Below are 12,960 nucleotides of genomic sequence, written 5' to 3'. Positions count from 1 at the left end.
ACTTGTTCGTAAGTCATCAGTTTTTCCTCTCTATCACCTTACTATTGCCCTTATTGGGGACTTTTGCAAGAGGTCTAGTATCGGTCAATTTTTAAACAGCCTCAAAATAGGCAACTCCGGTCAAACTTTTATTATCGAAAGAAACGGCACGCTGCTGGCAACTTCCACACCAGAAAAACCTTTCCGCACCCAAAACGGTAAAAAAGAAGTGTTTAAAGTGACAGAAAGCAGCGATGCAGTAACGCAAACTATAGCTAAATATTTAGAAAGTCACTTTCAAGACTTGCAGCTAATTAGCAAATCCCAGCAACTCAATTTTGAAATAAACGGCAAACAGCAATTTTTAAAAGTCCTGCCATTCCAAGACGGCAAAGGTTTAGATTTGCTAATTGTTGTCGTCGTTCCAGAAGCCGACTTTATGGAACAAATCCATGCCGGAAACCGAACTACAGTGTTGCTATGTTTGGCAGCTTTGGGCATGGCAACTGTGTTAGGACTTCTCACTTCTGGCTGGATTATCCAACCTCTTTTAAAATTAAAAAATGCAGCAATAGCTTTGTCTGAAGGACAATTTGACAAAACTGTAAAGCTCGATCGCTCCGACGAGTTGGGCGTACTTGCCACTGCTTTTAACAGCATGGCAGCACAACTGCAAGCATCTTTTACTGCCTTAGAAACTCAAAATACCGAATTGCAGCGACTGGACAAACTAAAAGACGAATTCTTAGCCAATACTTCCCACGAACTCCGCACTCCCCTCAACGGCATTATTGGGATTGCAAAATCTTTAAGAGACGGTGCTACCGGACAACTGCCAGAATCCACAAATTTTAACTTAGCTTTGATTACATCATCGGGAAAAAGATTGTCTTCTTTAATTAACGATATTCTGGACTTTTCGCAGCTCAAACACAAAACGATACAACTACAAATTCAGCCCGTCGGTATTCGAGAAATAGTCTCTGTAATTCTCACTTTGTCTCAGCCATTAGTAGGCAAAAAAAACTTGCTGTTGATTAACTCAGTCACTTCTGAATTGCCACCAATAGCAGCCGACGAGAATCGCTTGCAGCAAATACTTTACAACTTAATCGGCAATGCAATTAAATTTACCGAAAGTGGTACAGTAGAAATTTCCGCAGAATTAGTAACTGGCAACGCACAATCACCGCCTAATTCCCAATTAGCGATTACTGTATCTGACACCAGTATTGGCATCCCGGAAGAGAAATTAGAGCGAATTTTTGAATCCTTTGAACAAGCTGACGGTTCCACTGCTAGAGAATATGGCGGCACGGGTTTAGGGTTAACTGTTGCCAAGCAATTAGTGGAATTACACGGAGGTAAAATTTGGGTATCTTCAACTGTAGGCGTCGGTTCTCAATTCACCCTTACTTTGCCCGTATCTGAGAGTCAGCCGGATTTTAGTAGCAGACAGGCGGGTTTAACCGAAGGTTCTCCCATTTTAATCACTCCTGAATTGGCGGCCAAATCCTCTTTAATAAATTCTCCGCTATCAGACAATAGCGACTTGCTAGAAAGTGAAAAAATAAAAATTTTGGTAGTTGATGATGAGCCGATTAATATTCATGTCATCATCAACAGTATTTCTCTAGAAAACTACGAGATAACTCAAGCGAGCAACGGCTTAGAAGCTTTAAATTTAATTAAATCAGGATTTAAGCCAGACTTAATTTTACTCGACCTAATGATGCCGCAGATTACTGGTTATGAAGTGTGTCTAGAAGTCCGCAAAAAATACTCGCCTTTAGAAATGCCAATTCTGATGCTCACGGCAAAAAATCAAACAACCGATTTGGTAGAAGCTTTTAACTTAGAAGCAAATGATTATGTAACTAAACCTTTTATCAAAAAGGAATTGTTGGCGAGGATTAACACGCAAATTCGCCTTGCTAAACTGAATGCAGCTTATGGCAGGTTTGTACCGCACGATTTTCTAAGCTTGCTGGAAAAGCCGAGTATTATTGAAGTAAAATTAGGGGAACATCAGGAAAGAGATATGACCGTGCTGTTTGCGGATATTCGCTCATTTACGGCGCTTTCCGAAAAGATGACACCCCCTGAAAATTTTGCATTTATTAATACTTATTTGGGCAGGGTTAGCCCTGCCATAAGGAAAAATAACGGGTTTATTGACAAATACATTGGTGAGGCAGTCATGGCACTGTTTCCTACAGCTCCATCTGATGGTGTGCGAGCAGCAATTGATATGCAAAAAGAAGTGAATATATACAACCAGCACCGAGAAAAAAATGGCTTGTTTCCGATCGCGATCGGCATTGGTTTGCACGCGGGCAATTTGATGTTGGGTACGATTGGCGAGCGAGAACGGATGGAAAGTACGGTGATTGCTGATGCGGTGAATCTCGCGTCTCGTTTGGAAGGATTGACTAAGGTTTACGGCGCGGGCATTCTAGTGAGCGGTGCAATTATCGATCGCCTCGACGAGCCAGAAAAATATAAGTACAGATTTGTCGATCGAGTAACGGTGAAAGGAAAGACAAATGCTGTGTCGGTGTTTGAAATTTACGAGACAGAAACAGAGCAGAGCATTGTACTTAAGCAGCAAACTGCGGAGGTTTTTCAAGAAGCTCTTAATTTTTACTACGAGCAAAAATTTGTTGCCGCCCAAAAAGTATTTCAGAATATTTTACAAATCAATCCTGACGATCGGGTAGCACTGCTGTATTTCAAACGAGCTCGCAAGTATCGAATGTACGGAGCCCCGGAGGGGTGGTCCGGCGTGGAAACTTCGACGGAGAAATAGGGCGCACACTGCACGCCCTACTCTCTTTAACAGATGGTTGTACAAACTTTAAAATATATTTGTACAAACGCCCAATTTATTCCAAGTTTTAGGGCCGACAATGCCATCAGCAAGGATTTGTTGTTGCTTTTGAAAATTGATGACTGCTTGTTGGGTTTTCTGGTCGAATCCTCCATCAGTAGTTACGGAAAATCCGCTGGCGTTCAACAGTCGCTGAAGGTAGCGAACGTCCTCATTTTGGGTGACGCCATCGTTGCGTTTCAGTAGGGGAAAATAACGGCAGGAAGGTAATTCCATGTGAATTGCGTTTGTGGTTTGCATGGTTTGATTCTCGATTGGTTGTTTGCAAGTTGTGTGAAAGCAGAGAAGTGCGGAAATGATGTTAATTAATAGTCCTGGATACACTTTTGACTGGCAGAAACGGGGTTTAGGCTTCGCTGAACCATCAGGTTTTTTAGCGTTTCTGGGGGCGTAAAGGAAGTATTGCTGTGAAAAAACCCAGTTTCTTGCTACCCGTGTGCCTAGGATTAGTTAACTTGGATTTAACATCCAGGTTCACTTGTATAACAAGCGCCTAATAAACTCCAAGTTTGAGGACCGACAATGCCATCAACAGCAATCTTATTTTCCTTTTGAAATTTTATGACTGCCTGTTCAGTTTTTGGACCGAAAAATCCATCAGTTGCTACGGGATCTCCGTTTTTAACTAAGGATTGTTGGAGATAGCGCACGTCTTTATTGGCACCCGTGCTGTTATTGCGTTGCAGTGTGGGCAGTGAAGAGCAAAGAGGCAATTGAGTGTAAATTGAATTTGTGGTTTGCATGGTTTGATTGGGGATTAGTGGTTGGCAAGTTGTTTGAACTTGCTATTCCCCAGTTGTAGCTGTGAGAGGAAGTGCTTTAACAGTCGCTTTTTATAGTGACGCTTATCTGGGGTAACTCAGATGAGTGACAGCCAGCTATCAAATCCATTTTGTACAAAGTAATTGTCAAAGGCAAACAGCAGCGAATTTCCCTTTTTTATCAACTTTCAGCATCTTTGCCACCAGCCCCACACCATAAGTAAGTGGGCGCGAAAAAACGCCCCTATGTAAACGAGGGCAAAGTCTCCAAAGGCTCTCTACTGGGTGACTTAAACCTGTTTACATAGGGTTACATTATGCGGTTTAATCTTGCCTACCTACTTACCTGTACGGCCGTTGGTGTCGGGATGGATAGGCAGATTGAAGTAGATAAAGCGAGGCAATCCATCCTGTCACGGTGTAATCGCTGCACTCTTGTATAAGCTGAGGAATGGTCTTTTCTAGAGAGGAGGCAAAAATACTGTATTTAAAGCTAGTTAACTATTTGAGCGAAAATGGCGATCGGCAAAATTGGCCTGGGGTTGAGACTTTAACTTAGAAGTGATATCGTAGTATCGGTAGATAGTAGATTTGCGGGTGTCAAACAACTTGAGAATTGAATCAATGACAATTTCTGTAAGTATCGGGTTAAAGTCGGAAATAAAATCATCGGCGTTGAGATTTTCTTTAAAAAATTCCTTAGCTCGATCGCACTGATAGCGCATTTCGTCAAAGCCAACTTTTTTCACCATAAACGTTGTCAGTGGCGAGTTCTCCAAATCGGTATTAGAAATGCTTTTAGCGCGCCCATTTTCTAATAAATTTAATACTTCCACTTCTAAATCTATTTGAGGTTGGTAAGGTTTATCTATTTCTGGGAAAAAGCTTTCCAGGCGCACGCATTTGACAGCTTGATCCGGACTTCCCCCCATGATCATTGCCAGAGAAACATCGATCCCCAAACCAGAAGAAAGAGCTTCTAGCAGGGCGAGAGCAGACAGTTTGCACCCCAAATAAAGCTTGGCAATTTTGAGATTGTACTTAGCAGTAGTTTGCCAGCGCTGATACGTGCGATCGTCTGGATATCCCTCAAACTGCCGGAAAATTATTTCTGGCTTGAGATAACTCAGAAAACCTTCCATCTTCAGCAAAGCAACTCGGTAGTCACGAACCGTGTAAAAACCGCAGCAGATGAGATTGTGATTTGTTTCCGGCAGTAAGTTCCAGGTATTTGCCAAAAAATGGGCTGAACTATGGTGAGCAAAACTCATCACATCCCGGTTAGAAATTCGCACAGCTTTTTTGACGGTTTCCCCCATTTCCTCATCAGTCAAACTGAGGTTAAATCGGCTATTTATTGCTTGCAAGCGGTCATAAAGACGCTGGCTTACCGTGACTCCAGACTCGGCGGCGCGAAACGGAATGGTTGCTTCAATGCAGCCTGCAACTTGAAGCAATTGCTCGCGTTTGAGAAATGGTTCTAGAGCTTTTGCTGCTACCACAGCGCTGAGAAATTCGTTTTGTCCGGCGAAAGGATTGAGGACTTCGCCCGGTACAAAATTGAATACCAGCATTACCATCTCGAAGGTAGCATCCGCAGACAGTTCAGATTTATCCCGAATTTGTAGCTGTTTGTTAACCTCTTTTGCAACAGGAGTGATGTAGTAGCTGACGTTAAAGTTAATGCTGCGATCGACTTGCACGTAGACGGTATCGTGAAATAAAGCTGCCAAAACCTCGATCGCATCTTCATCTCCCCCCACATCAAAAATATGTTCGGGAGTGTGAAAAAACCGCCAGGGCCCCATCATTGGCTGAACAATCAGTTCGGCAATACGAGCGAGTTCACTTGGTTCGACTTTTGCTTCCAGGCGATCGATCGCCCAAATCAGCTTTTCTAAGCACTGTAAGTAGGCTTGTTTGCTATCCATCACAGTCTTTCCCAATAACATTGCTGTCACTCGATTTTAGATTTTAGATTTTAGATTTACTCCACAGATAAATCTGGAACCTTCAACCTTAGTCTAAAATTTTTAGCTCTTCACGACAGGAGTCGTTCGCAAATATCCGTTTTTGGGGGTCACGTCAGCCACCATGCTGTTAGTTTGATTCTTTTGTAGATGCGCCCAGGCTTTTTTGACTTGAATTTTTGAGCTTTTTTTTGAATACTTTAGCTGCAATTTATGAGGCAAATACTTACTTGAAATCAAATTAATTCCCGGTAGCTGACCTCCCCTGTTTTCCTAATCTAATTAGCACAAAGTAGGACAAGTAAATTACATAGATTCCTAAACCTATCAGACCCAACAATCCTAAAAATTGAGGGTTTGCCGTAGCGTGAAACATTTGTTTGTACAGCCAAGGTGGATCTAACCAAACGCGACAAAAAGGTTCGTCAATTATCTGAATTTGAGATTTAAAGGCACAGCTTAAGAAGGGAAGTTGAGCTAGAGCGCCCAAACCGCTGTAAACAGTAATCGCCCACCGCCAAGCTGTAAAAGCCAGTTTCAGGGGCGATTGGGGTCGATCGGCAATTTCTTCGTTTAAATCCTCCCAAAACCACAGACTAGCCGGAATTAAGGCCCTCCCAATCACCGACGATACAAAGCTCACAGGCAGCGCAGCCATCATCAGGTAAAGTGTAATTGCCAGCAAACTCGCCACCCGCCAATAAATAATCGACAAACGGACGATCGCCTCAGCTTTTGCCACAACAGCCCAAATCAGCACTACCAGCGGGATCGAAATTGTTAATAACACAGACAACCGGTAATCCATCCATACTAGCGGTTGAAACCAAGGCCCGGTGGCTGCCAATAAAAGACTCAACATCTTTGGGAAAATATACTCACTTATTTGTCACAAATTTTACTACAAAAATGCTAAAAAATCAGCAACCAGAACACGGTCTTAATGTTTTAGTTGCTGCTATTTTTTCTAAGGTAGTTGGCGCGCTTTGAAGGGTACTGGAGACACGATAGAGGGCTATAAGCTTTGGTTAAAACTGTTTATTCCTCGGATCTCCCCTTCCCATCCCCCCAACCAAGGCGCGCGCCAGAGCAAGTTCTTGTCCCCCTTGGTTCGTCGGGCTAGGGGGAAGCTGGCGGATTTGAACCGTATTGGGATAGAGGGCAAATCTCGCCATTACCTAAAAGCTCAACCCGTAAAATAAAATTCTCCCGCGCCAAAAGTTAGATTTCGGCGCGGGAGGGAAGGCATAGAGCTAAATGGCTCGTTTATTCCTCGTAGATGCGGCACTCAGCAGCGTCAGGATTGTCGTCGCAATATTTTGCAAAAGAATTCTGAGGTTTGACTTGCTTTTGGTGGGAAGCTTCTGCTTGCAGTTCTTCAACTGCGTCCCACGCCGCCGCGCATTCCCCGGAAGCCGCGCCCTTGAGGTCACAGACAGTACGAGCGCTTTCTAGTTCTTCTTCAATTTTTTCTTGGATGTTGCCTGCGGGTGTTGTTGTCATAAAGCTTGTTGGTATGAATGTGTAGGAGAATATGGTTGTCCCCGACCTATTTCTAGGTAATGTTAGCACGCGCCTTTGTTTAGTGAGCTTGTTCGGGTAACGGCACGTCTTTAACCCAAATAAAGAAGTTTAACCGTTAACGACACAGCAAGGGACTAGCTAAGCATCCACTTGGTGTCATAACTCAAAAAACGTAGACCTCTAAAGTCTTAGGCTGGTCAACTGTGGTTTAAGTCTTAGGCTAGAAGCCCAGTTTCTGTAGACCTGGGTCGTTGACCTTATTAAGTAAGAAAGGTTTTCTTTTTGGATGTTAGTTTGGGTTGGATGTGCAGTTTCGGTCTGGCGACCCCAGCTAATAATAGCTGGAGATGGGCTGCTGTTGCATCAGCCCAGATAGAAACCATCCATAACTGCGATCGCAGCCCGTCTCTACTTCCTGCTTTACTCTACCCCGTCGGCGGGGGAAGAGTCCACAGGCATCAATGTAGGTCGAGCTGACCTTACTTTTGATGAAAACATTACACGAGGTTGGTGTGTCAAACTGTATTGAGCTTTATCTTTTAAGATTTAGCTGAACACGGCATTTAACACACAATAGATTAATGGGACTCTCATGTTAACTTATGTTAACACAAGAACGGCAATCGAGGGGGAATCGATCGCCCAAGAATACCGTCCCCCCAGCGGCCAGTTCCGGTTAGCCTAATGTATAGAGATAGTTTTATAGAGAAGTTTGCCTTATGTACACCGAAAACCAAATGCAATGGGTCAGCGCCTTATCAACCCGTCCCTCTTTGGAATCCGCCCTCAAAGAAGTTATAGAACAAGCCGATCGCGACCTAGGAGGCCGGGCCGATTTAGGGCTGATATTTATCTCGTCTGCCTTTGCCAGCGAGTATTCTCGGCTGATGCCTTTACTCCGAGAACTGCTGCCAGTGCCCGCGCTCCTGGGCTGTGGCGGGGGAGGAGTCATCGGCACGAACCGGGGCGGCCTCACCGAAGAAGTCGAGGGAGCTCCGGCAGTCAGCCTGAGTCTGGCACGCTTGCCGGGAGTGAACGTCAGAACTTTTCACGTCGGTGCAGAAGAACTGCCGGACTTAGACAGTCCCCCAGATACTTGGGTGGATCTCTTGGGCGTGCCGGTCCTGGAAGAACCGCAGTTCATCATCTTTGCCGACCCCTTTTCCGCAAAAATTAACGATTTGCTGCAAGGGCTCGATTATGCCTATCCGGGTGCGGCGAAGGTAGGGGGGCTCGCCGGCGGGGACGGTGCGGGCAGGGGCGCGGCGCTGTTTTGCGACTATCAGCTTTACCGAGAAGGGACGGTTGGGGTAGCTTTGAGCGGCAATATAGTTTTGGAAACGATCGTAGCTCAAGGCTGCAGGCCGATCGGGCACCCTTATCGGGTGACGGAAGGAGAGCGGAATATTTTGCTGAAGCTCGAAGAACAAACCGACGATAGCGGCAGCGGGGGCATCGAGCGATCGCCTTTAGAGGCCCTGCGAGAGTTAGTTCAAACTTTGAGCGAAGAAGACCGAGAATTAGCCCAGCACTCGTTATTTGTAGGCTTAGTCAGCGATGAATTCAAGCTGAAATTAGAGCCGGGAGATTTTTTAATCCGCAATCTGTTGGGAGTAGATCCCAAAGTGGGGGCGATTGCGATCGGCGATCGAGTCCGTCCCGGACAGCGCATCCAATTTCACCTGCGGGACGCGCGCACCTCCGCAGAAGACCTAGAAATGCTGCTCGATCGCTATCAGCGGGCTGCCGAGTACAGCGGTACATCTAGCGTCGGCGCCTTAATGTTCTCTTGTCTGGGGCGTGGCGAAGGGCTTTACGGCGAATCGAACTTTGACTCCCGACTGTTTGGCCGATACCTCAAAAACATCCCGCTGAGTGGGTTTTTCTGCAATGGCGAAATCGGCCCCGTCGGCGGTAGCACATTTCTGCACGGCTACACATCCGTATTCGGGATTTGCCGCCAAAATTCATAATTTGTGAACTGTTGACTGTTAACTGATGACTGTTGACTGTTGACTGATGACTGTTAACTGTTGACAATCTAAAATCTAAAATCTAAAATCTAAAATCTAAAATCTAAAATCTAAAATCGGTCGACTGATGACCAATAACTAAAAGCGGCAGTCACCTGCCGCTTTTAGCTGTGAGTAGATATTTGGGAACCTTAGAAACTAAAGGTAGTACGCAGGAGTCCGACCCAGATATCGTCGTTTCTGTTGTTTTGTTCGGGATGCAAAATCACGTAAACGCCTGGTGTCACTGAGATAAAGTCATTAACTTGGAAGCGATAGAAACCCTCTAAGTGATAAGAGGTATTGCGGTCTCTTTTGACATCGCTCTCGGTAACTTTTGGCGGTACACCGAAGACAAAACCGAGGAGGTTGCCTTGCCGACCAAAATCTGCCAGGGCCAAAGTGATAGCACCATTCTGGATGGTAGCGTCATTGCCGCCCCCCCGCAGTTGCTCAGCCTTCGTATAACCGTACCAACCGCCAAGCTGAAAGTGGCTGCTGGGTTTGAAGTTAACTTGCACGCCATAGTTATCTGCTTGAGTGGTTGCTTGACCGAAGGGCCGGTTAGCCAAAGAACTGCCGGTGCCACCCATGATGCCAACATCGCCTGCGCGATTGTATTTGTGGGTGTAAGTGAAGGCCAAATCAAACGGTTTGCTAAAAAAGCCGATCTGACCCAGAGCGCTGAAAGAACCGTCGGCCACGCCCCTGCCGTTTGCGGGGTTGGGAGCATCGCCGTCGGAGGCAAGATAGCCCCCAGTAGCTCGGAGGGGGCCCAAGTTGAAAGTCAAACTTGCGCCAGCTCCCTGCGGCCCGCGGAATACGGCCGGGTTACGAACTCCAAATCTGGAAATTGCACCAGTACCCGTAGAGTTAAAGGGTGTTACCGTGTCTGCAATTTCATCCAGGTCAAGTCCTTTAGGACCGACAAAGACTGTAGCGGCACCGACCGGGAAACGATAGTACACTTCATCTAGTGAGAAATTGCTGTTCTCACCCCCATCAAAGGCTAGGCGAGCCATGTTAGTACCCGTAGCGGTTGCTGCTGAGTAGTTGGCGACGTTGTTTGCTTGCAAGCGGGTTCTGAGCAAGTCTCGACCGGTGAAGCTTGTCAATAAGTTCAACCGCACCCGGTAGCCGAAGTTGGTGACAGTGTTGTCGTCGTGAAGGCGGATACCATCTCCGCTGAAGGTGTCGCTGACAGCAAAAACGGCTTCTCCAGCCAGTTTGGTTGTGGTGGAGAACTGGTTGGCTTCGAGTTCTGCGGTGCGAGCTTCTAGGCCGTCTACTCGTCCGCGCAGGGTAGCAAGTTCGGCTGCAAATTCTTCTTGCAGGCGTTGCACGATGGCTAAGTCATCTTTGGTAACCAAGTTACCTGTTGACCCAATTAGTTTGGTTATGTTGTCTAAGCAAGCGTTGACGCCGGCTGCAAATTCGTAGCGAGTCAGGGCGCGGTTGCCGCGGTAGGTGCCGTCGGGATAGCCTACGATACAACTGTAGCGTTCGACTAGGGATTGCAGGGCTTGGAATGCCCAATCTGTCGGCCGCACGTCGGAGAGTTGAGAGACCGATGTCACCTGGGACATGGTTCCGGACTGTTGGGCCGGCAGCGCTTGGGGAGCGACAGGGACGATCGGGCCGCCCATTCCTCCCGTTACTGTCTGAGCAATTTCTACCTTAGTAGCTGGGGTGCTGGCTGCTGGCACTTCAATTTTCCCAGCAACTTCTGTCTGGCTGCTTGGCACAGCCAAGTCTGATGCTTGGGGCGAGGGTGCGGCTGTGTCTGCTGCGACCAGGGGTTCAGTCGCTGCTGCTGTGCTGGCGGGAGCGATTGGGGCTGCTGACTCGATGTCGCTATCTGTTGTTTGCAGTGCTGCTGCGCTGGTGTCTGGTTCAATTTTGGCCAGTTTTTCCGCGTCTGCGGAGTTGGCGACCGGGGTTTGAGCTGCCTCTGCGCTGCTGTTTAAAGCTACCTTTTCTGGGGCCGCAGGGGCTGCTGCAACTGGTTCTGCAACTATTTCTGTAACTATTTCTGCAATTTTAGACTCAGATGACTGAGCTGTAGCTAGCTGGTTGGCTTCAGCGGTTGCTGGAGCTTCTGCGGCGATCGCAGTGGCACTGACGACTGATGATAGCCCCAAAATTGTCGGGGATACTAGCAGTAAATTCCAAAAAGTTCTGTTCATTTTCCTCACACCTTCACACTCTATTCAACTCGACGAGCAGCAATTCCCAACTGCTAATTTTTGTGGTTGCTTGCCTGTTGACAATAACTGCCAAAATAGAACCTATCCATAACTGTGGATTCACAATTGATTCACAGTAGGCGTGTCTACTTCTGCTTGAACGTAGGGGGCTGGGCCCTTGTACCGCCCAGGCATCAATTCAGGTCAAGCCCACATTACCTTAAGGTTGATTATACCATCACCTGCTAATTTCATCTCTCGATCGCCAGATTTGCTTGAGTTGCTCTGCGGGCGATCTACAACTGGTTCTACTTGTTCGACCACAATCTGCCTCTAACTGACAACTGCCCCGAGTCCTCGGTTACGCCAGACTTAACAGACAGTTATAGGTAGGATTGTGGCTGCTTGTCGCATCCCCTATACAGCTTTATATCCTATAATGTCAAGCTTTTTAACCTAACTTTAAACCCCGCGACTCGGCAGGGGCTATTTTCCCGCCATGAGTGGGGAAGTGAGACTTAAAGTCTGGTTGATTGACCCGATCCAAACCAAAGTTCAGGCTTGACCAATTTTGGTTTTTTGATGCCCGCTGCCGTCGGGACTTGGCAGGACGAGCGCCTTTTTTGAGACGAACCGTCGGCGGGTTTAATTTCCCGCTATTTTAACACAACTTTTTTGTTGTTTGAGTGCGGCTGCAACTGGTGGTGCTTGACCCGCTGTTGGCACAAGGAAAGCTCAGTGGGTTTACCGACCACTATATCCATGATTCTTAGAGGTTTTAACGATGTTTTTGCCTACGGACGATCGCAGGAGTTTAGTGCTAAGCTGGCGAAAATGCAGAAGTCGAAAATAGAGCTGCTGTCAGAACAAACAACCCAAACGCTGGGGGTGAGCAAGTTATACCATTTTCGATTAAATAATTGGCAATAACTGATGACATAAAGGTTTGGAGCTTGCCTACACTTGGATTGTTTTGGGTAACTGGTATTAGTGAAAAAGTGAGGTTTTAGGGAAGATTTTGGTGTTATTATTGCTTAGTGCGACCAAGATTATTTGTTTGCAAAGGGTTGCTGTGCTAGCATCCGATATTTCCTGGGAGAGGTTCCCATCTACGTGTTGATTGAGGGTACGTTTTCCGTGATTCCCCTAGAAAAAGTTTACGGAGTGCGCGTCATTAATCACGATAGGGTCTCTGAGCCACTTCTGAGAAAAAGAAGTTTTGGTTGGGGCAAAACTAAAATGATTGCTTTCTAGAAAAGTCCTTGGTCAAATTTTCTGGTTTTGGATGCCGATACGATCGTCTGGGGCGATGTTCTCAAGTGGGCTAATTTTCACGACTTTGATTTTATTGTAGACAAGCCTTGTTACCATTACCCGGATGCGGATGTTTCGGAATTTTTCTTTGACATTCCGGGCGTTGAGAAGCATTTCCCGAATTTTCGTTGGTCGCAATGGCGATCAAACTATTTCTGCACAGGTACTTTCTTTGCTAAACGCGGCGTTTTTAGCTTAGAAGAATACGTGGAAATTTTAGATTTTACGGCGACAAATCCGGGGATATTTAAGTAGGGCTTGCTGAATATATCGATCGCACTTGAGGTAGCCTGGGTTTTGAGCGCGCGATCGAGAATAAAGTGC

General features: G+C 46.4%; 10 protein-coding genes. 3 read left to right on the top strand and 7 right to left on the bottom strand.

Annotated features, from left to right (window positions below; all coding sequences use genetic code 11):
- Positions 1 to 2,788: ATP-binding protein (locus QUA40_RS25035; RefSeq protein WP_445301196.1), on the top strand; the 2,788-nt coding region annotated here is incomplete at its 5' end.
- 48 nt (positions 2,789 to 2,836) lie between these two features.
- On the opposite strand, the gene QUA40_RS25030 is transcribed toward QUA40_RS25035, so the two are convergent.
- The 5 genes from QUA40_RS25030 to QUA40_RS25010 form a co-directional block, all read right to left on the bottom strand.
- A complete protein-coding gene (locus tag QUA40_RS25030) occupies positions 2,837 to 3,109 on the bottom strand; it encodes a peptidoglycan-binding domain-containing protein (protein WP_333130895.1) in 273 nt (90 codons plus the stop codon).
- A gap of 221 nt (positions 3,110 to 3,330) precedes the next feature.
- The gene (locus tag QUA40_RS25025; RefSeq protein ID WP_333130893.1) at positions 3,331 to 3,612 is read right to left on the bottom strand and encodes a peptidoglycan-binding domain-containing protein; all 282 of its coding nucleotides are present in this window, start codon (positions 3,610 to 3,612) and stop codon (positions 3,331 to 3,333) included.
- A 515-nt stretch (positions 3,613 to 4,127) separates the two neighbouring features.
- A complete protein-coding gene (locus QUA40_RS25020) occupies positions 4,128 to 5,582 on the bottom strand; it encodes a hypothetical protein (protein ID WP_333130897.1) in 1,455 nt (484 codons plus the stop codon).
- 259 nt (positions 5,583 to 5,841) lie between these two features.
- Positions 5,842 to 6,462, bottom strand: coding sequence for a DUF3177 family protein (locus tag QUA40_RS25015; RefSeq protein ID WP_333130891.1), 621 nt, complete (start codon positions 6,460 to 6,462; stop codon positions 5,842 to 5,844).
- Between the two features lie 404 nt (positions 6,463 to 6,866).
- Positions 6,867 to 7,103 (bottom strand): Calvin cycle protein CP12, encoded by a 237-nt coding sequence (locus QUA40_RS25010; protein WP_333130889.1) that lies wholly within the window; start codon positions 7,101 to 7,103, stop codon positions 6,867 to 6,869.
- Between the two features lie 740 nt (positions 7,104 to 7,843).
- Here QUA40_RS25010 and QUA40_RS25005 point away from each other — a divergent pair.
- On the top strand, positions 7,844 to 9,097 hold the full coding sequence (locus tag QUA40_RS25005) for an FIST N-terminal domain-containing protein (RefSeq protein ID WP_333130887.1): 1,254 nt from the start codon (positions 7,844 to 7,846) through the stop codon (positions 9,095 to 9,097).
- Between the two features lie 191 nt (positions 9,098 to 9,288).
- Here QUA40_RS25005 and QUA40_RS25000 read toward each other — a convergent pair whose 3' ends face one another.
- Positions 9,289 to 11,322: an iron uptake porin gene (locus tag QUA40_RS25000; RefSeq protein ID WP_333130885.1), complete on the bottom strand. Its 2,034-nt coding sequence runs from the start codon at positions 11,320 to 11,322 to the stop codon at positions 9,289 to 9,291.
- Positions 11,323 to 12,060: 738 nt separating this feature from the next.
- Here QUA40_RS25000 and QUA40_RS24995 point away from each other — a divergent pair.
- A complete protein-coding gene (locus QUA40_RS24995; RefSeq protein WP_333130883.1) occupies positions 12,061 to 12,252 on the top strand; it encodes a hypothetical protein in 192 nt (63 codons plus the stop codon).
- 336 nt (positions 12,253 to 12,588) lie between these two features.
- On the opposite strand, the gene QUA40_RS24990 is transcribed toward QUA40_RS24995, so the two are convergent.
- Positions 12,589 to 12,750: a hypothetical protein gene (locus QUA40_RS24990; RefSeq protein ID WP_333130881.1), complete on the bottom strand. Its 162-nt coding sequence runs from the start codon at positions 12,748 to 12,750 to the stop codon at positions 12,589 to 12,591.
- Positions 12,751 to 12,960 lie beyond the last annotated feature (210 nt).

The organism is Microcoleus sp. Pol11C3 (assembly GCF_036701485.1).
Taxonomy (GTDB): Bacteria; Cyanobacteriota; Cyanobacteriia; order Cyanobacteriales; family Microcoleaceae; genus Microcoleus.
Note: the sequence above shows the minus strand (reverse complement) of the source record. Positions and strands in the feature narration are given on the sequence as shown.